We start from the raw sequence: 23,561 nt of genomic DNA on the forward strand, positions 1-23,561 counted from the left end.
CAAAGTGTAGCATTCAGGTTGCGGGCAGTGGCCCGCACCTGATACCGGAGGTCACATGCACGCACATACTCATTCTTGCCGCTGTGGGAAATCCCATAGCAAGCCTCAACCGCTGTGCGCCATTCGCAGCGCATCGCCCACCACGCTGAAAATCTCTGCCGCCCTGCCCGCCACACCGGAAAATGGTTGCGGCTGCTGCGACAACGACAGCGCCAGCCCTGGCGGTGAAAGCGACGCCGAAAGCGACAGGCCCGGCTCCTCTTCCCATCAGTTCCGCTGGCAAATCGCCGGCATGGATTGCCCCAGCTGTGCGCGCAAAATTGAAAGCGCGGTACAACAGATCCCGCAGGTCAGCGCAGCCCGCGTTATTTTCGCCAGTGAAAAACTGGTCGTGGGTGCCGACCAGGATATTCGCTCAGCCGTAGAGCAAGCCGTGAAAAATGTCGGCTTTACGCTCACTTCAAACGATCCGCAAGCGCAGACCGCTGCACCTAACCGCTGGCGCGAAAATGCTGCCCTCGTCGTGCTGGCGCTGCTGATGCTGGCCAGTTGGCTGCTCAGCCAGATTTCACCGCTATGGGGCGATCGCCTGTTCGTGGTGACCACGCTGATTGGCCTGGCACCGATTGCCCGCAGCGCCTGGAAACTGCTGCGCGGTGGCTCGCCCTTTAGCATCGAAACCCTGATGACCCTCGCTGCCGCCGGTGCACTGTTGATCGGCGCCCACGCTGAAGCGGCCATGGTGCTGATGCTGTTCCAACTGGGTGAACGTCTGGAATCTTATGCCGCCACCCGTGCGCGTCGGGGCGTAACCGCCTTGATGGCCCTGCGCCCTGCTACCGCCACCCGTGTGAATGGCGCGCAGCGTGAGCAGGTGGCGCTGGAAGACTTACACCCCGGCGACAAGATTGAAGTCGCCGCTGGTGGGCGTTTACCGGCCGATGCTGAGCTACTGAACCTCAGCGCCAGCTTTGACGAAAGCGCGCTAACTGGTGAATCTGTGCCAGTTGTGCGCCAGCCTGGTGAAACGGTGATGGCTGGTGCCACCAGCGTAGATCGTCTGGTGACCCTGAAAGTCATCTCCCAGCCGGGCCAAAGTGCCATTGACCGCATTCTGCAACTGATTGAAGAGGCCGAAACCCATCGCGCCCCGGTTGAACGCTTTATCGATCGCTTCAGCCGCATTTATACCCCCGCCATTATGCTGCTGGCACTCATGGTGATGCTTTTGCCGCCATTGGTGGCGGGTGCTGCATGGCTGCCGTGGATTTATAAAGGTTTGACGTTGCTACTGATTGGCTGCCCCTGTGCCCTGGTGATTTCAACACCGGCGGCGATCACCTCTGGTTTAGCCGCCGCGGCACGACAGGGTGCGCTGATTAAGGGCGGTGCGGCACTGGAGCGACTGAGCCGCATCCAGACCATGGCCTTCGATAAAACCGGCACCTTAACTGCAGGCAAACCCCAGGTCACACAGATAGATGTCTTCGGCACACAGCAAGAGAACGCGCTGCTCAGCCTGGCGGCTGCCGTTGAACAAGGCTCCAGCCATCCTTTGGCGCTGGCGATTGTGCGTGAAGCCGTACGTCGCCAACTGGCGTTACCGCAAGCACAACATCAACAAGCATTGGCCGGAAGCGGTATCCGCGCCCGGGTTGATGGAGTGAGTTATCAGCTTCTGGCCCCGCGCGATGTCAATGTTCTCACTGACGATCAGCAACAACTGATTGCGCAACGAGAAGCGCAAGGCCAGACGGTGGTGGTGCTGTTGCAAGAACAGACAGTGCTCGGCGCATTGGCCTTGCAGGATCAACTGCGAGAAGAGGCGATGACGGCAGTGTCGCAGTTGAAAGCGTTAGGTATCAAAAGCCTGATGCTGACCGGCGATAACCCGCGAGCCGCGGCGGCGATTGCGGCTGAACTCAGCATCGATTATCGCGCTGGGCTGCTGCCCGCCGATAAAGTCGAGGCGGTACGCAAGTTAGGTGAAGCGCAGTCATTGGCGATGGTCGGCGATGGCATTAACGACGCACCCGCGATGAAAGCGGCAACGTTGGGCATCGCGATGGGCAGCGGCACCGATGTGGCACTGGAAGCCGCCGATGCCGCCTTAACACAAAACCGTCTGACGTTGTTACCGCGCACGGTATTACTGGCACGCCGCACGCGCGCCATTATTCGTCAGAACATTGCGATTGCGCTCGGCTTGAAGGGGATTTTCCTGATCACCACACTGCTCGGCTTCACCGGTTTGTGGTTAGCGGTGCTGGCAGACTCCGGCGCCACGGCGTTAGTCACGGCTAACGCACTGCGGCTGCTGCGTCAGCGTTAAGCCTGGCCTTTCTGAATCAGATACTGGTACGGCAGCGTTTCCGTTTGCTGTGCCAGCAACTGGTGTTCCATAAAGCGGCAAAATCCCGGTATATCGCGTGTGGTAGCGGGATCGTCAGCGATGATCAGCAGGGTTTCACCCGCCTGCATGGTGCGTACGGTTTTGCGCACCATCATCACCGGCTCAGGGCAGCGTAACCCCAAAGCATCAAGCGTGTGGTCCGGCGCAGAAAAGGGATCGCTCATGATTCTCTGTCTTTGTTCGTGGTGGGCGCTCATTCTAGCGCGCTCAATCTCCAGCGCAAGGCGATAACGATTGCGTTAAAATTAACCATTGCTTAAATTGCGCAACGCGCTAAGATGCCGCCGTTTTCATTTTATGGCTGTACAGCTCGGCTCTATGGGTTCCCTCACCCCTACATTAAAAAGGCTCACAATGATTGATATTTCTGCACGTCAGCGCATGCATGCGCTGTTTTGGCTATCGCTATTCCATCTGCTGGTGATCACCTCCAGTAACTACCTGGTACAGCTGCCGGTCTCGATTTTCGGCTTCCACACCACCTGGGGCGCGTTTAGCTTTCCGTTTATTTTCCTCGCTACCGACCTCACCGTGCGCATTTTTGGCGCGCCTTTAGCCCGTCGCATTATTCTGGCGGTGATGATCCCGGCACTGTTTATCTCCTATGTGGTCTCCTGTGTGTTTTATCAGGGAGAATGGCAGGGTTGGGCTTCACTGGAACAGGTGAACCTGTTTGTCGCCCGTATCGCCAGCGCCAGCTTTATGGCTTATGCGCTGGGTCAGATTCTGGATGTCCACGTTTTTAACCGTTTGCGTCGTTTACCCCAGTGGTGGATCGCCCCGGCAGCCGCCATGTTCCTCGGTAATATCAGCGATACGCTGGCCTTCTTCTTCATCGCTTTTTATAAGAGTCCAGACCCGTTTATGGCAGCCCACTGGGTGGAGATTGCCATGGTGGATTACAGCTTCAAAGTGCTGATCTGCATGATTTTCTTCCTGCCCGCGTACGGTGTACTGCTTAACAGCATGTTGAAACGCCTGGCTGAACGTTCTGCACAGCGCCAGATGAATTTCGGCTAATTGCACATAGACGAAACGCCGCAGCGCGCTAAGATTTCCTGACAGTACGGCGGTTGCTTTTAACCGCCGATTCCGTTTTTATAGCGGATGGAAAGCACCAGACTGGAATCAATAAAGGGAAAAGAATGCGTAATTTAGTGAAATATGCGGGTATTGGTCTGTTGGTGTTGGGTCTCGCGGCCTGTGACCAGAAGAAAGATGATGCGGCAGCAGGCAGTAACGGTGCCAGCGCCAGTCAGTCCGCTCAGACCGTCAACCTGATGGACGGCAAGCTAAGCTTCAATCTGCCTGCGGGCATGTCTGATAAGAGCGGCAAACTCGGCTCGGAATCCACTAATATGCACGTTTACGCCGATGAAACCGGCCAGCGCGCGATTATCGTGATTGCCGGCGATCCCACCAACGAAGCGCTGGATGCACTCTCTCAGCGCCTGGAGCAGCAGCAACGCAATCGCGACCCGCAGCTGCAAGTGGTGTCTAACAAAGCCATTACGCTGAAAGACCAGCCAGCTCAGCAGTTGGATACGGTGATTTCTGCCAACAATCAGACCTCATGGTCTTCCGTGATTCTGGCAAAAGTGGATGGCAAACTGCTGACCCTGCAGATCACCCTGCCAGCAGACAATCAGCAGCAGGCGCAGAGCGATGCTGATGCCATTGTGAAAAGCATCACATTGAAATAGAGCACGCATCAACCGTAGCGGCGCGATTTATCGCGCGTATTCTTACAAAGGGACGCGCAATGAATTGCGCCGCTACAGAATGTGCTCCTTACAACCTCACCGGCGAAATATGCCAAATCTCATCAGCGTATTCCTGAATCGTTCTGTCCGCTGAGAAGTACCCCATATTAGCGATGTTCAACGCCGCACACCGCTGCCACTCATCTGGCTGACGATAAAGCTTGTCCACCTTATCCTGAGTATCCACATAGCTGCGGTAATCGGCCAACAATTGATAGTGGTCACCGAAGTTCACCAGCGCATCAAACAGATTGCGATAGCGCCCTAAATCCCCAGGACTGAACACGCCGCTGGCGATTTGTGTCAGTGCCTGATGCAGTTCGGCATCTTCCTCGTAGTACTTACGCGGGTTGTAGCCATCCTGACGCAGTTTCTCAACCTGCGGCGTGGTGTTGCCAAAGATAAAGATATTCTCCGCACCCACGTGCTCGCGCATCTCGACGTTAGCACCATCCAGCGTACCAATGGTTAATGCGCCATTGAGCGCGAACTTCATATTACTGGTGCCGGAAGCTTCCGTACCTGCCGTGGAGATCTGTTCAGAGAGATCCGCCGCCGGAATAATGATCTGCGCCAGGCTCACGCTGTAATTGGGAATAAACACCACTTTCAGCTTGTTCTTTACCTGAGGATCGTTGTTGATCACATTGGCGACATCGTTGATCAGATGAATGATGTGCTTCGCTACGTAATAGGCGGAAGCCGCTTTGCCGGCAAAGATATTGACGCGTGGCACCCAGTCTGCGGTGGGATCGGCCTTGATACGGTTGTAACGAGTGATAACGTGCAACACGTTAAGCAGTTGACGTTTGTATTCGTGAATACGTTTGATCTGCACGTCAAACAAAGCGTGCGGATCCAGCACAATATCCATGTTCTTCGCTACCCAATCCGCTAACCGCTTTTTGTTGGCGAACTTGGCATCACTAATCTGCTCAATAAATGCCGGGTAATCAACGTGCGGGGTCAGTTCGCTGAGTTGGCTGAGATCGGTACGCCAGTTGCGACCGATGGTGTCATCCAGCACCTCCGACAGCGCCGGGTTAGCCAAGGCCAGCCAGCGTCGTGGCGTTACACCGTTGGTTTTATTGCAGAAACGCCCGGGGAACAGGCGCGCAAAATCGGCAAACAGTGACTGCACCATCAGATTGGAGTGCAACTCTGACACGCCATTCACTTTGTGGCTCACCACCACCGCCAGCCAGGCCATGCGGATCTTACGGCCGTTGTTCTCATCAATAATCGAGATACGCGCCATCAGATCCCAGTCATCCGGGTAATACTCCTGGATGGTTTTCAGGAAGTAGTCATTGATTTCAAACACGATGCTAAGGTGACGCGGCAGAATCTTGCCAAACATATCCACCGGCCAGGTTTCCAGCGCTTCACTCATTAGCGTGTGGTTGGTGTAGGAGAACACCTGGCAGGTCACTTCAAAGGCATCGTCCCAGGTAAACTTGTGATCATCGATCAACAAGCGCATCAACTCGGGGATTGCCAGCACCGGATGCGTGTCATTCAGGTGGATGGCGATTTTATCCGCCAGATTGTCCCAGGTTTCATGCATCTGCCAGTGGCGGTTCAGGATATCCTGCACCGTGGCCGACACGAGGAAATACTCCTGACGCAGGCGTAGTTCACGGCCTGAATCGGTGGAGTCATCGGGATAGAGCACGCGCGACACGTTCTCCGAGTGGTTTTTGTCCTCCACCGCCGCAAAGTAATCACCTTGGTTGAATTTACCCAGGTTGATCTCGTTGCTGGCCTGGGCGCTCCACAAGCGCAAAGTATTGGTGGCGTCGGTGTCGTATCCGGGGATGATCTGATCGTAAGCGGCCGCAATAATCTCTTCGGTTTCCAGCCAGCGCACGCGCGCCCCTTCATGCTGCAAACGGCCACCAAAACGCACTTTGTAGCGCGTGTTAAAGCGCTGAAACTCCCAAGGATTGCCGTATTCCAGCCAGTAATCCGGCGATTCACGCTGCTGGCCGTCAACGATGTTTTGTTTGAACATGCCGTAGTCATATCGGATGCCGTAGCCGCGCCCTGGCAGGCCGAGCGTCGCCAGTGAATCCAGGAAGCAAGCGGCCAAACGGCCCAGACCGCCGTTACCCAGCCCGGGATCGTTCTCCTCATCCATCAGTTCGCTGAGGTCGAGCCCCATCTCATCCAGCGCCTGATTGAGATCGTCATAGATGCCCATCGCCAGCAACGCATTGCCCAACGTGCGCCCCATGAGGAATTCCATCGACAGGTAATAGACCTGACGCACATCCTGTGACAGCTGTGCACGACTGGAGCGCAACCAGCGTTCCACCATGCGGTCGCGAACCGCCAACAGTGCGGCGTTCAGCCACTCATGCTGATTGGCGATCGAGGGGTCTTTACCAATAGTAAACATCAGTTTATAGGCGATTGAGTGCTTCAGTGCGTCAACCGTTAGCGTGGGTGAGGCATAGGTGAAAGGTGCATTCATATCCAGTATCCCAATCTCTGATTACAGCAAACGTTGATAAAGATCGCGGTAGGCTTGTGCGGCCACCTGCCAACTAAAATCCATCCCCATTGCCTGGCGCTGAACATAACGCCAGAGCGAAGGACGGGACCAAAGAACAAAAGCACGTCGAATCGCCCGCAGCAGCGACCAGGCGTTACTGTCTTCAAAACTGAAACCGCTTGCGACCCCGTCAGCGAGGTTCTCCAGCGAACTGTCCTGCACGGTATCCGCCAGCCCACCGGTGCGGCGTACTAACGGCAACGTGCCATATTTCAGACCGTAGAGCTGTGTGAGTCCACACGGCTCAAAACGGCTCGGCACCATGATCACATCGGCACCGCCGACAATGCGGTGCGAAAACGCTTCATGATAGCCAATCTGCACCCCCACGCTGCCAGGATGCTCAGCCGCGGCGGCCAGAAAACCTTGTTGTAACTCAGCGTCGCCCTGGCCCAGCAGCACCAGTTGGCCGCCCTGCGCCAGTAATCCTGGCAACGCTTCCAGCACCAGATCCAGCCCCTTTTGTTTCGTCAGACGGCTGATGACACAGAACACCGGCGCTTTCTCATCAATTTTTAGCCCCATGGCAATCTGCAACTGGCGCTTGTTCTCGGCTTTGCTCTCCAGCGTGTCGCGGTCGTAACGCGCCGTCAGCAGCAAGTCATGTGCCGGGTCCCAGATTCCGGGGTCAACGCCATTGAGGATGCCACTCAGCCGCCCCTCTTTCAGACGTTGTTCAAGCAGCGATTCCATGCCGTAACCGAATTCGGGTCGGGTGATTTCCAGAGCATAAGTCGGGCTGACTGCCGTAATATGATCGGCATAAAATAAACCCGCTTTGAGATAGGAAATCTGTCCATAGAACTCCAGCCCATGCATGTTAAAGAATGCGCGCGGGATCTGAATCTCATCCAGATGGCGCGCATTGAACAACCCTTGATACGCCAGGTTATGCACGGTAAACACCGTTTTCGCCGGACGCCCGCGCGCGGCGATATAGGCGCAGGTTAAGCCAGCGTGCCAGTCATGCGCATGCACCACATCGGGTTGCCAGAAGGTATCCAGCCCACTTGCCAGTTCGGCCCCCATCCAGCCAAGCAACGCAAAACGCAGATAGTTATCCACATAAGCAAACTGCGATGTATCGTGATACGGGCTGCCGGGGCGCTCATACAATCCCGGTGCATCAATTAAATAAATGCCAACTCCGTTGAATTGTCCAAATAATAAACGGACCGGCCCGGCAAAAGTGTTTAATTCCGCAACAATCTCCGTGTCAGGGATCCCTTTACGCAGATCCGGATACGCGGGTATTAGCACCCGCGCATCCGTTCCACCTGCAATTTGGGCCTGAGGCAAAGCGCCGACAACATCAGCCAACCCGCCGGTTTTCAGCAGCGGGAAAAGTTCTGAACAGACATGTAAAACCTGCATCCTGGACCCCTATTATGTTATCGCTCGCGTTCCCCGCGACGATTGCCTGTGTGTCTTGCTCGTTGCTTTCGCGGTCAGCCAGCCAGTTTGGCCAGCATGGCGCGCGTGACCAGCACGATGCCCTCTTCTGAACGGTAAAAACGGCGGCTGTCTTCATCGGGGTTTTCACCAATCACCATGCCTTCAGGGATCACGCAGGCGCGATCAATCACGCAGCGGCGTAAACGGCAGGAACGGTTAATGACCACATCAGGCAGCAGCACCGAGGAGTCGATATTGCAAAATGAGTTGATGCGCACACGCGGGAACAGCACTGAATTCACCACCACCGAACCGGAGATGATGCAGCCGCCCGACACCAGTGAGTTCATCGTCATGCCATGGCTGCCCGAGCGATCCTGCACAAACTTCGCCGGCGGCAGAGGCTCCATGTGGGTACGTATCGGCCATTCATGGTCGTACATATCCAGTTCCGGCGTGACCGAGGCCAGATCGAGATTGGCTCGCCAGTAGGCCTCTAGCGTCCCGACGTCACGCCAGTACGGCTCAGCATTTTCGTCGTTCTGCACGCAGGATAAGGTGAAGGAGTGCGCGTAAGCCTCACCGCTGGCCACAATTTTCGGCAGCAGGTCTTTACCGAAATCGTGGCTGGATTCAGGGATCAGCAAATCCTCCTCCAGCAACTGATAGAGGTAGTCAGCATTGAACACATAGATGCCCATACTGGCCAAGGCTTTGCTGTCATCACCGGGCATTGACGGCGGTTTAGGCGGTTTCTCGACAAAATCCACCACGTTGTTTTCCGCGTCTACGGCCATCACACCAAACGCCGTGGCTTCCGCCAGCGGCACCGGCAAACAGGCGATGGTGCACTTCGCGCCACGGTCAGCATGGTCGAGCAGCATGCGCGAGTAATCCATTTTGTAGATGTGATCGCCCGCCAGAATGACGATGTATTGGGCGTTGTAGCGTCGAATGATGTCGAGGTTTTGCGACACCGCGTCTGCGGTACCGCGATACCAGTGCTCGGTTGACGCACGCTGCTGTGCGGGCAGCAGATCAACAAACTCATTCATCTCTTCGTTGAACAGTGACCAGCCACGCTGGATATGCTGCGTCAACGTATGCGACTGATATTGCGTGATCACGCCAATGCGCCGAATGCCCGAGTTAATGCAGTTCGACAGCGCAAAGTCGATGATGCGGAACTTGCCACCGAAGTGCACGGCAGGTTTGGCGCGTTTTGCGGTGAGATCTTTCAGGCGCGTACCGCGCCCGCCAGCAAGGATCAGGGCAACCGTTTGTGTAGGGAGCTGGCGCGCCAGCATCAGATGATCTGTTCTATCTAATTTAACCATGTCTGACTCCTTATGATTGCTTTAGGAACACACACACGCCGTGTGCGGGCCCGTGCCAGACAGTTGTCAGGATGGGGTTATCTTCCCCGGCGAAAGGAGGAATGGCACGCCACTCTCCGTCTGGTAAGGCAAGGTCACTCACCGATTCCGTGGCGTTGATTGTTATTAACCAGCGGCCGGAGAGCAGGATCTGCATTCTGTGCGCCCCCTGTTCCCACTCCTCATTCTCCAGTGGTTTGCCGCTGGCATTGAACCACCGTACGTTGCCATCGCCCTCCTGCCACCAGCGATCAGCGGTCAGTGCAGGGATGCGCTGACGCAGCCGGATTAACGCGGCAGTGAAGTCGACCAGTCCAAAATCATCCTGTTGCCAGGCCAGCCAGGTCAGCGGGTTGTCCTGACAGTACGCATTGTTGTTGCCGTGCTGGCTGTGACCGCGTTCATCCCCCGCCAGCAGCATCGGGGTGCCCTGCGCCAGCAGGAGCGTGGTCAATAACGCATGCACACTGCGCCGCCGCCGTTCGACAATATCGAAATTGACCTGCAGCCCCTCTTTGCCATGGTTATGGCTGAAGTTGCTGCTACTGCCGTCACGATTGTCTTCGCCGTTGGCCTGATTGTGTTTATTGTTGAAGCTCACCACATCACGCAGCGTAAAGCCGTCGTGGGCAGTAATCAGATTGATACTGGCGTGCGGCAGACGTCCGTCACGCTGGAATACGTCACTGGAGGCCGCAAAGCGCCGGGCAAAGTCACCGTTGTTGAGTTGACCATGCAGCCAGTATCGGCGCGCGGCATCACGGAAGTGATCGTTCCACTCAGCGAAATCAGCAGGGAAATTCCCCACCTGATAACCGCCGGGGCCGATATCCCAGGGTTCAGCAATCAACTTGACCTTAGATAGCAGCGGGCAGGCCTTAATGGCAGCAAACAGCGGCGCATCCTGACGGTATTCCGGCGTGCGTCCTAACACACTCGCCAGGTCAAAGCGGAAACCATCGATATGACAGTCCCGCACCCAGTAGCGCAGCGCTTCTAAGGCCCAATCCATCACCTGAGGATCGCTGAGATTGAGGGTGTTGCCACAGCCAGTCCAGTTTTGATATTCACCCTGCGCGTCGAGCCAGTAATAGCTGGCGTTATCTACGCCGCGCAGCGAAATGTTAGGGCCGATCTCTTCCAGTTCGGCGGTGTGGTTGAACACCACATCAAGAATCACCTCAATACCCGCCGCATGCAGCGCTTTAACGGCCTGCTGGAACTCCTGCAACGGTGTCAAACCGTGCTCGCCAGATGCATAGCGGGGGTCCACCGCCCAGAGTGCAAACGGGTTATAGCCCCAGTAATTGCTGAGCCCCAGCCGCAGCAAACGTGGCTCGCTGGCGAAATGGGCGATCGGCAGCAACTCCAGCGCGGTAATGCCAAGGTGATGAAAGTACTTCACCATAGCAGGATGGCCCAGCGCCGCATAAGTCCCGCGCAGCCTTTCCGGAATTTCCGGATGTTGCTGGGTCAGGCCACGCACATGCGCCTCATAAATCACCGTTTTACCCCACGGCGTCCGCAAGGGCTTATCCGTTTCCCAGTCGAAATCTTCGGCAATCACCAGCGATTTCGGTGCGATGGCGGCGTTATCCTGACTATCAGGCTGCTGCTCGCCGCCGCTAAAGCGTGGATCATCGGGAATGTCGCCGACCACCGCTTTGGCGCAGGGATCGACCAACAATTTGGCCGGATTAAAACGATGACCTTGCTGGGGTGCCCACGGGCCATGCACGCGATAACCATAACGTTGACCTGGCTTAAGTGCGGGAAAATAGCCGTGCCAGATATCGCCGCTACGCGCCGGAAGGGGAAAGCGCCGCTCTACGCCGTGCGCGTCAAATAAGCACAGTTCAACCTGCTCGGCATGGCGGGAAAACAGCGTGAAGTTCACGCCGCGCCCGTCATAGTGGGCGCCCAACGGCGTCGGCTGCCCGGTCTCCAGCATCAGTCGCCCTCCCGCACCAGCCAAATCGTGGCCAGTGGTGGCAAGGTCAGGCTGATTGATTGTGCACGACCGTGGCTCTCAATCGCATCCGTGTGAACGATGCCGTGATTACGCACGTCGCTGCCGTGATAATCATGCTGGTCGGTATTCAACACCTCACGCCAGCCACCTTGCTGATTGACGCCGAAACGATAATCGTGGCGCGCCACCGGCGTGAAGTTGCTGGCGACGATGATTTCGTTGCCCTCACGATCGCGGCGTACAAACACAAACACCGAATTCTCATGATCGTCGACCACCAGCCACTCAAAACCCTGCGCATTAAAATCCAGTTGATGGAGCGGCGCAAAGTGTTTGTAGCTGTGGTTGAGGTCGCGCACTAAACGCTGCACGCCGTTGTGCCAGTTGTCCTCACCTTCCAGCAAGTGCCAGTCAAGGCTGGTATCGTGATTCCACTCACGACCCTGAGCAAACTCGTTGCCCATAAACTGCAGTTTCTTGCCGGGGAAGCCCCACATCCAACCGTAATAGGCGCGCAGGTTGGCAAACTTTTGCCATGCATCACCCGGCATCCGGTCGAGTATCGAACGTTTGCCATGTACCACTTCATCGTGAGACAGCGGTAACACGAAGTTTTCGGTGTAGTTATAAAGCATGCCGAAGGTCATCAGGTTGTGATGATAACGACGGTGCACCGGATCGAGTTTCATGTAATCGAGCGTGTCGTGCATCCAGCCGAGATTCCATTTGAACCAGAAGCCGAGGCCGCCATCTTCGGAGGGACGCGTCACACCGGGATAATCGGTAGACTCTTCCGCCACGCTGATACTGCCTGGCGCGGCACGGCCCAGCGTACGGTTGGTGTGGCGCAGGAAGGAAATCGCTTCAAGATTCTCACGACCGCCGAAGTGGTTGGGGACCCATTCACCCTCTTTGCGGCTGTAATCGCGATAGATCATCGAAGCCACTGCATCGACGCGTAAGCCGTCAATGCCAAAACGCTCCATCCAGTAGAGCGCGTTACCGGAAAGATAGTTACTGACTTCACGCCGACCGAAGTTATAAATCAGCGTGTTCCAGTCCTGATGGTAGCCTTCGCGCGGATCGCTGTGTTCGTACAGTTCAGTACCATCGAATTTCGCCAGCCCGAAGTCATCACTGGGAAAATGGCCTGGCACCCAGTCGAGCAGCACGTTGATACCCGCATCGTGTGCCGCGGCAATAAAGTGGCGGAATTCGTCACGCGTGCCGAAACGGCGCGTCGGCGCGTACATCCCCAGCGGCTGATAGCCCCAGCTGCCGTCAAACGGGTGCTCGTTGATTGGCAGCAACTCAATGTGCGTAAAGCCCATCTCTTTGACGTACGGCACCAGCTGTTCAGCCAGCTCTTTGTAACTCAGCCAAAAGTTATTGTCGGTATGACGCCGCCATGAACCCAGGTGCACTTCATAAATCGAGATCGGCTGATCAAAAGCATTCGCGGCTTTACGCTGTGGCAGCATCTCCACTTTCGGCGGCAGACCACAGATCATTGACGCCGTTTGCGGACGCATTTGCGCTTCAAAAGCAAACGGGTCCGCTTTTATGCGCAACTGCCCATGAATATCAATGATTTCATATTTATACAGCTGGCCATTTACCGCGCCCGGCACAAACAATTCCCAGATACCGAGTTCACGGCGGAAGCGCATCGGATGACGGCGGCCATCCCAGAAATTGAATTCACCCACCACGGAAACACGGCGTGCGTTAGGAGCCCAGACGGAAAAACGCGTTCCGCTGACGCCATCAATGGTGGCACCGTGCGCGCCCAGGGTTTCATACGGGCGTAAGTGCGTGCCCTCGCCGAGCAGCCAGGCATCCATCTCCGCCAGTAGCGGGCCAAAGCGATACGCATCATCGATCAGATTCTGCTGACCATGCCACGTGACCGCCAGCTGATAGCGAAACAGGTTTTTACGGCGTGGGATCACACCACAGAAGAAACCGCGAGAATCCAGACATTTAAGCTGTGCGCATTTGCGACCGGTGTTGGTTTCAATTACCCACACTTCCGAGGCATCAGGCAGCAGTGCGCGCACTTCGAGGCCTTCGACAGTTTGGTGCATCCCCAGAAAAGAGAAGGGATCGGCATAATTCCCGGCAAAAAGGGCATTGATCGCCTGGCGATCGGGAAGCTCTGACATGACTTTCTTCCTATGATTTTGCGCAGGCGACCGGAGTGGACAACAATGCCGCCTCTGGTGCGCTGCTTTTCATTGAGCCATACATACACCAGCAAGAGAGAGGACACCGTCCATGGGAGAAGATCTTTGCCGTGTACAACAACCATTCAGTTCGAAAGCAAAAACAGTTAACAACCGGCACATCACTGTTAAATCATAGCTTGGGGCTGGCAGAAGCCAGGGGGGAAAGCAAAAAAATCTTGTCGGACGAGCAAAAAGGGGAAGCGGATCACTTGTCAGGCGCAACTTGCGTTAAGTTTTGCAACCTGGATTACAAAAAAGGCCGGGAAACCCCGGCCTGTCTGGTTTGTCGCTGCGCTTAGTCGATCAGCAAACGTAGCATGCGACGCAGCGGTTCAGCCGCGCCCCACAGCAACTGGTCACCCACGGTGAACGCGGAAAGGTATTCCGGCCCCATGTTCAGTTTACGCAGACGTCCTACTGGCGTGGTCAGCGTGCCGGTGACGGCCGCTGGCGTCAGCTCACGCATGGTGATCTCACGGTCGTTAGGCACCACTTTCACCCACTCGTTGTGGGAAGCCAACAGCTGTTCGATTTCGTTCAGCGGCACATCTTTTTTCAGCTTCAGGGTGAACGCCTGGCTGTGGCAGCGCAGCGCGCCCACACGGACACACAGACCATCGACCGGAATCACACTACTGGTACGCAGGATCTTGTTGGTTTCTGCCTGGCCTTTCCACTCTTCGCGGCTCTGGCCGTTATCCAGCTGTTTGTCGATCCACGGAATCAGGCTGCCCGCCAGCGGTACACCGAAGTTGTCGGTCGGCAAAGTGCCAGAACGGGTGAAATCAGTGACGCTGCGTTCGATATCCAGAATCGCGGAAGCCGGATCCTGCAGGGATTTCGCTACGTGGTCGTGCAGCATGCCCATTTGCGTCAGCAGTTCACGCATGTGACGCGCACCGCCGCCGGAGGCCGCCTGGTAAGTGGCCACAGACGCCCACTCGACCAAATCGTTGGCGAACAGGCCGCCCAGTGACATCAGCATCAGGCTGACGGTGCAGTTGCCGCCAACGAAGGTTTTGATGCCGTTGTCGAGGCCCTGACGAATCACGTTGTGGTTAACCGGATCGAGAATGATGATGGCGTCATCTTTCATGCGCAGCGTTGATGCTGCATCAATCCAGTAGCCCTGCCAGCCGCTTTCGCGCAGCTTAGGATAGACTTCACTGGTGTAGTCACCGCCCTGGCAGGTGATAATAATATCCAGCGCCTTCAGCGCCTCGATATCAAAAGCATCCTGCAGCGCACCGGTCGACTTACCGCCAAAGGTTGGCGCCGCCTGACCCAGCTGTGAGGTGGAGAAGAAGACCGGATTGATTACATCAAAATCACGTTCTTCACTCATGCGTGACATCAGCACAGAGCCGACCATGCCACGCCAACCAATAAAGCCTACATTCTTCATTTTCTGTCCGTCCGGGGCGTTTTCACTGTGCCCTTCGTGGTGCGAGGAAAGACCAGCCGGATTATCCAGTTGATCTGCGTAATAATCAGGTTTACCTGCGACCTCCAACTCTACAAAATGCAGGCTTTCTGGCAAGTGAATTAATTCGATTGCATCAACTTTTTCAGCAGTACAACTAATAATTCCGAATAAGAGTGGTTTTTAAAAATGACTGAGATGATATCCGCAACCATCTTGTTGCTGTTGATTATGGACCCGTTAGGTAACCTGCCGATCTTTATGTCGGTGCTTAAGCATCTCGAACCTAAGCGTCGCCGCGTGGTACTGATGCGCGAAATGCTGATCGCGCTGATTCTGATGCTGTTGTTTTTATTCGCCGGTGAACGCATTCTGGCGTTCCTCAATTTGCGCACCGAGACGGTGTCGATCTCCGGCGGCATCATTCTGTTCCTGATCGCCATCCGCATGATTTTCCCCTCCGGTGAAACCAGCACCAGCGGATTACCCGCCGGTGAAGAACCATTTCTGGTGCCGCTGGCAATTCCGTTAGTGGCTGGGCCGTCGTTACTGGCCACCCTGATGCTGCTGTCGCATCAATATCCCAATCAGATGACGCATCTGGTGGGTGCGTTGATGATCGCCTGGGGAGTGACGGTGGTGATTTTGCTGCTGTCCGGCGTGTTTTTACGCCTGCTTGGTGACAAAGGCGTCAATGCGCTGGAACGCCTGATGGGGCTGATTCTGATTATGCTGGCAACGCAGATGTTTCTGGATGGGATACGCGCGTATCTCAAGCTGTAAGCCCCTCCCTGAACAGCGATGGCCCTTAATCAGGGCCACTCTTCGTCATAAATAATTCATGCAAACTGTCTGGCTTTAGGATTTATCCGCATAGAACCTGCTGACGCTTAGAGGGTTAAATAGTTCTAATTGTTGAAAAGGTCTCTGGCAAACAGGGAGTCATTTGTGGCGGATAATATCGACACCTACAAAGGTGAGGGAATATTCATTATTGTTGAACGGCTCTACAGCCGCGATTCCCCCAGCTGGCACGGTATTGGCACAGCGCTGATGCAAGTGCATCGAATGGTATATCAACTCTATCGTAAGCAAGATGTTTCATTGGAAGGCGAAAGAATTACGCCGGAAAGCGCTTCGCTGTGGCAACGCATTCAAATTCTTTCCGGTGCGCAATTAGTGCAGCAGAACTCGGCAGATAATATCACGCGTTTTGCGCTCGATTATGCCGGTTCACGTTTTATGGGCACACCGGTTTCGATTGGCGGACTTAAAACGAAAAAAATTCCGGATTTCCTTACCAAAGAATATACTTTGCCGACGCAAAGAATTATGGCTTATGGCCGAGATCCGATTCCAACGGTCACGCTGTATGGCCGACCGGATGCAAAGTTTGTCATGGGCAGCGGCGGTAAGGACGATCCGACGGCAGCAGCGAAATACAACGACAAGACTAAGCAGTTAAAATTGATCAATCCCAACAATGAACTGGCTGGCATGATGCGCCAGTTAACTTCCCTGCGAGCGATAAAATGAGAATTCCTGCTGCACATCTTGTGTTCGGCGCACTTTTTTTAATTTTCGGTTATCTCTCTTACAATGAAACCGTCAGTTTTTTTCTTAGCAACTTTGCGGGTACGGTTGCCGATATTCGTAGCGTATTAATTGCGCCACTCTTTACTGCGCTGTTCTATTTACTTTATTACATTGCCAGCAGTTTAACCTTTAAGAAATTATCACGTTTTGCAACCAATAAAGAAGTGGTGTTTCAGGCTCTCTTTTTAATCGCTAATGTTTTTTTACTGCTGCTGTCCGCCAAATTTTTCTCGTGGAAAACCAGTAACGAATTAAATGGTGCCACCCAACTCATTGAACTGGATACGCAGCAAATTGCACTAACTTATGTGGTCGCCAGCTTGGCTGCGTTCATTTTATTTATAGTGATTCGTAAAAAATGGCGCTGATGTCGCTGTTTGAGATCATTAAGCGGGGTTTCCTGAATTCGTTCAATTATCGTGGACTGGAAACGCGTACACGGTATATCACTTTCGTGATGTTTCAGGTTGCATGGTTTTGCCTGTATTTGAAAGAGTTTGCCTCGCAGGATGCAGAGATTGGCTTTGTGCCGCTACTGCTGTTTATTTTGCCGACACTGTCATGCGGTAGCCGCAGGGTAAATGATGCGGGCTATTCGCGCGGCGTGTTTATGTTGCTGCTGATTGCGCCCTTCTTGTTGTTCCCTTTTCTTGCCTTCCCACCCTCCGTGCCGCGCCCATCGGCGGAGCAATGAAAGCGGGCGGCACGTTGGCCTCCCGCTTGCAGAGTTACTTTTTCTTCTTCTCAATCGGTTTACCCGACCAGTAACCGGCCAGCAGCGAACCTGACAGGTTGTGCCACACCGAGAACAGTGCGCCTGGCAAGGCCGCCAGCGGTGAGAAGTAGAGTTTGCCCAGCGTGGCCGCCAGACCGGAGTTCTGCATGCCGACTTCCAGCGCCAGCGTACGGCAAGTGGATTCGTCAAAGCCGAACAGCTTGCCGCCCCAATAGCCGCCCAGCAGACCAATGGCGTTATGCAGGATCACCGCGGCAATCACCACCAGACCCACGGAACCGATAAAGCCTTGAGAGCCTGCCACCACAGCGCTGATGATCAGCAAAATACAGATCATTGAGAACGCCGGCAGATACGGCTCAACGCGGCGCACCACGCTGTTCATGGAGTGGTGGATAATCAGGCCCAGACCAATTGGGATGACCACGATTTTAACGATACTGAGCAACATGCCCACCACATCCACCTGAATGTGCGTATCAACGTAGAAACGCGTCAGCAGCGGCGTGGCGAACACGCCCACCAGCGCTGAAACGGACGAAATGGTCACTGACAGTGCCACATCCCCTTTCGCCAGATAGATCATCACGTTGGATGCGGTGCCACTGGCGACGCTACCAACCAGAATCATACCGGCAGCCAGATCCGGTGGCATCTGGAACAGTTTTGCCAGACCCCAGGCCGCCAGCGGCATCACCAGATAGTGCAAAAATGTCCCGGCGATAACCGGTGCCGGACGTACCAGCACGCGTTTGAAATCGTCAATATTGAGAGTGACGCCCATGCCGAACATGATTAGCATCAGCAGATAAGTGACCCATGGACCAATACCGGTGAAGGTGCCAGGAGAGTAATACGCAGCGACCGAAAGCAGCACGGCCCAGAGCGGGAACAGACGAGTTAACATGCCGAGCATGAGGAGACTTCCTTAGATATTTTTTAATTTATTTCATATGCCACAGATGAATGCCGTGCGGGGAACGACCACAGCGACGGACGCAGGATCATAACATTTCATTATCGTGACGTAAGGCGGGAAGTCGCTGGCAGGATAAAATGCGGATCGTCTGCGGTCGATCCGCGATTTGTGGAGAAATTACTCTGCTTTTTCCAGTAAAACACGGTAGATCACACCACCGATTGCTGCACCGATGATGGGCATCAGCCAGAACATCCATAGCTGCTGTAGTGCCCAACCGCCCTGGAAAATCGCGACACCGGTACTCCGCGCCGGATTCACCGACGTATTGGTCACCGGAATACTCACCAGATGGATCAAGGTCAGCGCCAGACCAATGGCAATCGGTGCGAAACCTGCTGGCGCGCGCTTATCGGTTGCCCCCATGATGACCACCAGGAAAATGGCCGTCATCACCGTCTCACAAATCATCCCGGCATGCAGGCTAAAGCCACCCGGTGAGTGCTCGCCATAGCCGTTGGAAGCAAAACCGCTGGCTGCGGCATCTAATCCAGGCTTTCCACTGGCAATGACATAGAGCACGCCAGCGGCGGCCACGGCACCAATCAGCTGAGCAATGATGTAGGGGATAACCTGCGCTGCCGGGAAACGGCCGCCAAAAGTTAAACCAATGGTCACGGCGGGATTAAAGTGACCGCCCGAGATATGGCCGACGGCAAACGCCATCACCAACACCGTCAAACCAAATGCCAGCGCTACGCCAGCAAAACCAATTCCTGTTTGCGGAAAGGTAGCCGCCAGTACCGCACTACCACAGCCACCTAAAACCAGAACAAATGTGCCTACCCCTTCAGCCACTAATCTTTGCATAGCCACTCCCTCAAAAATTTAATGTTTTCTCGATGGGACTATCATTCAGAGCGATTAAGGCGCAACCGCTGAATAGAATCGTAGTGCGATATGCAGACAATTCCAGTGCATAAACAGAGGGATAACGCTGATAATTAAAAGGTTATTAAGCAATAGTTGGTGCGGAAAACAGACTGCCGTTTGGCTTAAATAATTGTTTAACGATATTAATAAATAAAAAAGCCGGACCATGTCCGGCTTGATTTATTGCGCTAAAAATTTGCCTTAAGAACCAAAAAGATTCTTATGCAGTGCGCGCACCACTTCTTCCGCATCTGGCGTTGGCACCAGGAAGCACAGGTTATAGCTGCTTGCGCCGTAGCAAATCATGCGCAGGTTGAATGGCTCAAGTGCGCCAAACACCTCTTTACCTACACCGCAGGCTTTCGACAGGTTGTTACCGATGATCGCCACCAGCGCCAGATTCTCTTCCACCTCTACACGGCACAGTGAAGAGAGTTCGGTCAACAGCGCTTGCGTCAGCAGACTCTCACCGGTGGTGGAAGATCCAGTGGTGTCCAGCGTCAGTGCCACGCTCACTTCGGAAGTGGTAACCAGATCAACCGAGATATTGTGGCGCGCCAGAATCGCAAACACTTCAGCCAGGAAGCCGTGTGCGTGCAGCATGTTCAGGCTGTGCAGCGTCATCAGCGTTTGCTTACGGCGCAATGCCAGTGCACGGAACAGCGGTGGGTTTTTGGTTTCGTTGCACACGCGTGTCCCACCCGCCGCTGGATCTTTACTTGAGCCAACAAATACCGGGATATCACTGCGCACCGCTGGCAGCAACGTCGCTGGGTGCAGTACCTTCGCGCCGAAGATGGCCATTTCAGCCGCTTCTTCAAAGGTGATCTCTTCAATACGCTTCGCGGTAGGCACCACGCGTGGGTCGGTGGTGTAGATACCGGCCACATCGGTCCAGATATCCACACGCGCCGCTTGCAACGCTTCACCCAGCAGTGCCGCTGTATAGTCGCTGCCGCCACGTCCCAGCGTGGTGGTGCGGCCTTTGCTTTCGCTGCCAATAAAGCCTTGGGTGATCACCAGCGCTTCGGCAACGCGTGGAGCCAGTTGTGCGGTGGTCAACTCTTTTAAGGTGGCGATTTCAGGTTCGGCACGACCGAAACGATCGCTGGTGCGCATCACTTTACGCACGTCAAACCACTCAGCATTCACCTGACGCTCACGCAGCACTTCGACAAACAGCAGCGTCGACATTAGCTCACCGTGGCTCACCAGTTCGTCGGTCAGTGCGTGTGAGGTCGCCAGAGCGGTGGCTTCCGCCAGCATCAGGATGTTTTCCAGCATGCGATCAATCTCCTGACGGATCACATCAGGCGACTGCAGACGATCAATGATGGCGTATTGGATGTTACGAATTTCATCCAGCAGGTGAGCACGCTGCTCCAGTTCCCGGCCTTCGGCCAAAGCAACCAGCAGGTTGGTCACGCCAGCAGATGCAGAGAGCACCACTAAACGGGTATTGGCATCAGACAGCACCACATCGGCACTGCGGTTCATAGCATCAAAATCGGCAACGCTGGTGCCGCCAAATTTCGCCACGATCAGAGTTTGAGACATGTAACGAACCTCGTGTCAGATTAGCTTTCTCCCGTTATCAGCAACGGAAGAGGTGATTTCAGCCTTGGCACAAGAGAAGAGCAGAATTGGACAGACAAGATCAGGAGATGAGTCACCAAAAGCACTTCACCTTGCGAAACGTCCGACTGCGGACGCTTCTGGTGACAACCCAGAGGATTCAGCCCCTGCAGCCGACAGCTCAACACACCGCGTGTTGTGCCATCTCGGCGTCACACCCCCTGATGTGTACTCAAACGGATACGGTTCCTTGAACACACTGCCTGGGCGACGCGCCTCTTCTGGCTTGCACCCGGAGGTGCAAGTCGCGCGCACAAAATACTGATTAATTCTTCCGCTGTCCAGCCTTGTAGCAACGGGATGATTCTTTTTTAGATTTTCGCCAGCGCATCACTGAACAAACACCGATCGCGCTGCCCGCCTAAAGTAGTTAACGGTGCGAAAAATGCGGCCAGATCCTGATGCGGCACAGGGAATGTTTATGTCGCAAAAGCGACAATCTGCGCCGGATTTAACTGAAACAGTGCGGCCACAGTCACAAATTTTTTCCCTTCGATTGCAACTGTGGTCATACTGAAACCCGTTCGCGGTTGCGTATAAGCCACAAGATTAGCATGCCGGGCCAGCAGGACGCGCCCGGATGGAATGACGGTTCTTATTTCAACAAGAGTGTTGCCATGAAAAATATCAATCCGAAACAAACCGCAGCCTGGAAAGCGCTGCAGCAGCATTTTGATCAGATGAAATCGGTGCAGATCGCCGACCTGTTTGCACAGGATGCCGATCGTTTTGCGAAATTCTCTGCCACCTTCGATGATCAGATGCTGGTGGATTTCTCAAAAAACCGCATCACCCAGGAAACCCTCGACACCTTACAAGCGCTGGCTAAAGAGACCGATCTGGCGGGCGCGATCAAATCCATGTTCTCTGGTGAGAAAATCAACCGCACCGAAGATCGTGCCGTTCTGCATGTCGCCCTGCGTAACCGCAGCAACACGCCAATCTTGGTTGATGGCAAAGATGTGATGCCAGAAGTGAATGCCGTGCTGGCGAAGATGAAAGGCTTCTCTGGGCGCATCATCAGTGGCGAGTGGAAAGGCTATACCGGCAAAGCCATTACCGACGTAGTGAACATCGGTATCGGTGGTTCCGATCTCGGTCCGTTTATGGTGACGGAAGCGCTGCGTCCTTACAAAAACCACCTTAACATGCACTTTGTTTCCAACGTTGATGGCACCCACATCGCGGAAACCCTGAAAGATCTCAGCCCGGAAACCACACTGTTCCTGGTGGCCTCAAAGACCTTCACCACCCAAGAAACCATGACCAACGCCCACAGCGCGCGTGACTGGTTCCTGACAACGGCTGGCGACCAGCAGCACGTGGCAAAACACTTTGCCGCGCTGTCCACCAACGGTAAAGCCGTCGGTGAATTCGGCATTGATACCAACAACATGTTCGAGTTCTGGGACTGGGTGGGTGGACGCTATTCACTGTGGTCAGCGATTGGTTTGTCGATCATCCTGTCAATCGGCTTTGAAAACTTCGAGCAGTTGCTGAGCGGTGCGCATGCGATGGATAACCACTTCGCCAACACCCCAGCCGAACAGAACCTGCCGGTGCTGCTGGCGCTGATTGGTATCTGGTACAACAACTTCTTTGGTGCGGAAACCGAAGCCATCCTGCCTTACGACCAGTACATGCACCGCTTCGCGGCGTACTTCCAGCAGGGCAATATGGAGTCCAACGGTAAGTATGTCGATCGTGAAGGCAATCCAGTGGACTATCAGACCGGCCCGATCATCTGGGGTGAGCCGGGCACCAATGGTCAGCATGCGTTCTACCAGCTGATTCATCAGGGCACCAAACTGATCCCTTGCGACTTTATCGCACCGGCACAGAGCCACAACGTGTTAACCGATCACCATCCTAAGCTGCTGTCGAACTTCTTCGCGCAGACCGAGGCACTGGCGTTCGGTAAATCCCGCGATGTGGTGGAGAAAGAGTTTACCGATGCCGGTAAATCTGCCGAATCAGTGGCACACATCGTGCCGTTCAAAGTCTTCGAGGGCAACCGCCCAACGAACTCCATCCTGTTGCGTGAAATCACACCATTCAGCCTGGGTTCACTGATTGCACTGTACGAGCACAAAATCTTCACCCAAGGCGCGATTCTCAATATCTTCACGTTTGACCAGTGGGGCGTTGAATTGGGCAAACAGCTGGCAAATCGCATTCTGCCAGAACTGGAAAATGACGCGACCATTAGCAGTCATGACAGCTCCACCAATGGCTTAATTAATCGCTATAAATCCTGGCGTTAATTTCCCTGCCAATCTGAATAAGGCGGCACTATAGCCGCCTTATTTCTGTCAAATATGCCATCACACGCCCATTTCTGTTAATTTCCGCACGCGATAGGGTTAGATAATTCTTAAAATGACCTAAGGAAAATCGGAAGTTTGCCAAACGCTCCTAAACGATACTCGATTTAAAATGGATCTAATTTAGCAAGATAAATAACTATCTTACTGATTGGTAGATAATTTATATTTACCCCCTCTCAGGAAAATCTGATTATTCTTATTCCGTGCCATTTTTTAATGAAAAAGTGAAAAATCCTGCCACGACTCTGGCAACCCCACGATTATTCCGTCAGCAGAAAAAACCTCATT

Annotated in this window: 19 protein-coding genes and 1 riboswitch; of the genes, 9 read left to right on the top strand and 10 right to left on the bottom strand. The window is 54.5% G+C overall.

Going from position 1 to position 23,561, the window contains the following annotated elements:
* Positions 1-55: 55 nt before the first annotated feature.
* Positions 56-2,332, top strand: coding sequence for a zinc/cadmium/mercury/lead-transporting ATPase (locus LK04_RS17540; RefSeq protein ID WP_039331736.1), 2,277 nt, complete (start codon positions 56-58; stop codon positions 2,330-2,332).
* Here LK04_RS17540 and tusA read toward each other — a convergent pair.
* Positions 2,329-2,577 (bottom strand): sulfurtransferase TusA, encoded by a 249-nt coding sequence (gene tusA, locus LK04_RS17545; protein WP_039331737.1) that lies wholly within the window; start codon positions 2,575-2,577, stop codon positions 2,329-2,331. The genes LK04_RS17540 and tusA overlap by 4 nt on opposite strands.
* A 190-nt stretch (positions 2,578-2,767) precedes the next feature.
* Between tusA and LK04_RS17550 the strand changes: the two genes are divergently transcribed.
* Together LK04_RS17550 and LK04_RS17555 are read left to right on the top strand one after the other, a co-directional pair.
* Positions 2,768-3,433 (top strand): 7-cyano-7-deazaguanine/7-aminomethyl-7-deazaguanine transporter, encoded by a 666-nt coding sequence (locus tag LK04_RS17550; protein ID WP_039331738.1) that lies wholly within the window; start codon positions 2,768-2,770, stop codon positions 3,431-3,433.
* Between the two features lie 125 nt (positions 3,434-3,558).
* On the top strand, positions 3,559-4,116 hold the full coding sequence (locus LK04_RS17555; protein ID WP_039337516.1) for a DcrB family lipoprotein: 558 nt from the start codon (positions 3,559-3,561) through the stop codon (positions 4,114-4,116).
* 88 nt (positions 4,117-4,204) lie between these two features.
* On the opposite strand, the gene glgP is transcribed toward LK04_RS17555, so the two are convergent.
* The 5 genes from glgP to glgB form a co-directional block, all read right to left on the bottom strand.
* Entirely contained in the window at positions 4,205-6,652 is a 2,448-nt protein-coding gene (gene glgP, locus LK04_RS17560; protein ID WP_039333961.1) for a glycogen phosphorylase, read from the bottom strand.
* Positions 6,653-6,673: 21 nt separating this feature from the next.
* A complete protein-coding gene (gene glgA / locus LK04_RS17565; RefSeq protein WP_039333965.1) occupies positions 6,674-8,107 on the bottom strand; it encodes a glycogen synthase GlgA in 1,434 nt (477 codons plus the stop codon).
* Positions 8,108-8,181: 74 nt separating this feature from the next.
* Complete coding sequence (gene glgC / locus LK04_RS17570; protein ID WP_039333966.1) at positions 8,182-9,465, bottom strand: glucose-1-phosphate adenylyltransferase; 1,284 nt, start codon at positions 9,463-9,465, stop codon at positions 8,182-8,184.
* A gap of 10 nt (positions 9,466-9,475) precedes the next feature.
* Positions 9,476-11,455, bottom strand: a complete 1,980-nt coding sequence (glgX, locus tag LK04_RS17575; protein WP_039333969.1) for a glycogen debranching protein GlgX — start codon at positions 11,453-11,455, stop codon at positions 9,476-9,478.
* Positions 11,455-13,641 carry a 1,4-alpha-glucan branching enzyme gene (gene glgB, locus LK04_RS17580; RefSeq protein WP_039333971.1) on the bottom strand — a complete coding sequence of 729 codons (2,187 nt, stop codon included), beginning with the start codon at positions 13,639-13,641 and terminating at the stop codon, positions 11,455-11,457. The genes glgX and glgB overlap by 1 nt, the downstream gene beginning before the upstream one ends.
* Positions 13,642-13,676: 35 nt before the next feature.
* On the opposite strand from glgB, the gene LK04_RS17585 reads away from it, so the two are divergent.
* A complete protein-coding gene (locus LK04_RS17585; RefSeq protein ID WP_039333973.1) occupies positions 13,677-14,003 on the top strand; it encodes a hypothetical protein in 327 nt (108 codons plus the stop codon).
* On the opposite strand, the gene asd is transcribed toward LK04_RS17585, so the two are convergent.
* Positions 14,000-15,109: an aspartate-semialdehyde dehydrogenase gene (gene asd, locus LK04_RS17590; RefSeq protein WP_039333992.1), complete on the bottom strand. Its 1,110-nt coding sequence runs from the start codon at positions 15,107-15,109 to the stop codon at positions 14,000-14,002. The genes LK04_RS17585 and asd overlap by 4 nt on opposite strands.
* Before the next feature lie 207 nt (positions 15,110-15,316).
* Here asd and LK04_RS17595 point away from each other — a divergent pair, with 207 nt between their 5' ends.
* From LK04_RS17595 to LK04_RS17610, 4 genes are all read left to right on the top strand, one after another.
* Positions 15,317-15,910, top strand: a complete 594-nt coding sequence (locus LK04_RS17595; RefSeq protein WP_039333975.1) for a YhgN family NAAT transporter — start codon at positions 15,317-15,319, stop codon at positions 15,908-15,910.
* Positions 15,911-16,075: 165 nt separating this feature from the next.
* Positions 16,076-16,663: a hypothetical protein gene (locus LK04_RS17600; RefSeq protein WP_039333977.1), complete on the top strand. Its 588-nt coding sequence runs from the start codon at positions 16,076-16,078 to the stop codon at positions 16,661-16,663.
* Complete coding sequence (locus LK04_RS17605) at positions 16,660-17,091, top strand: hypothetical protein (protein ID WP_039333980.1); 432 nt, start codon at positions 16,660-16,662, stop codon at positions 17,089-17,091. The genes LK04_RS17600 and LK04_RS17605 overlap by 4 nt, the downstream gene beginning before the upstream one ends.
* The gene (locus tag LK04_RS17610) at positions 17,091-17,417 is read left to right on the top strand and encodes a DUF805 domain-containing protein (protein WP_324609325.1); all 327 of its coding nucleotides are present in this window, start codon (positions 17,091-17,093) and stop codon (positions 17,415-17,417) included. Before LK04_RS17605 ends, LK04_RS17610 begins: the two co-directional genes overlap by 1 nt.
* 34 nt (positions 17,418-17,451) lie before the next feature.
* Here the strand turns inward: LK04_RS17610 and panS are convergent, their stop codons facing one another.
* The 3 genes from panS to lysC form a co-directional block, all read right to left on the bottom strand.
* Positions 17,452-18,375: a ketopantoate/pantoate/pantothenate transporter PanS gene (gene panS / locus LK04_RS17615; RefSeq protein WP_039333984.1), complete on the bottom strand. Its 924-nt coding sequence runs from the start codon at positions 18,373-18,375 to the stop codon at positions 17,452-17,454.
* Positions 18,376-18,555: 180 nt separating this feature from the next.
* Positions 18,556-19,248, bottom strand: a complete 693-nt coding sequence (gene aqpZ / locus LK04_RS17620; protein ID WP_039333986.1) for an aquaporin Z — start codon at positions 19,246-19,248, stop codon at positions 18,556-18,558.
* A 264-nt stretch (positions 19,249-19,512) separates the two neighbouring features.
* Positions 19,513-20,868, bottom strand: coding sequence for a lysine-sensitive aspartokinase 3 (gene lysC, locus LK04_RS17625; protein ID WP_039333987.1), 1,356 nt, complete (start codon positions 20,866-20,868; stop codon positions 19,513-19,515).
* 111 nt (positions 20,869-20,979) lie between these two features.
* Positions 20,980-21,175, bottom strand: a riboswitch (Lysine riboswitch).
* A 388-nt stretch (positions 21,176-21,563) separates the two neighbouring features.
* On the opposite strand from lysC, the gene pgi reads away from it, so the two are divergent.
* Positions 21,564-23,210: a glucose-6-phosphate isomerase gene (gene pgi, locus LK04_RS17630; RefSeq protein ID WP_039333994.1), complete on the top strand. Its 1,647-nt coding sequence runs from the start codon at positions 21,564-21,566 to the stop codon at positions 23,208-23,210.
* The last annotated feature ends 351 nt before the right edge of the window (positions 23,211-23,561 follow it).

This window comes from Pantoea vagans (genome assembly GCF_001506165.1).
Classification (GTDB): domain Bacteria; phylum Pseudomonadota; class Gammaproteobacteria; order Enterobacterales; family Enterobacteriaceae; genus Pantoea; species Pantoea vagans_C.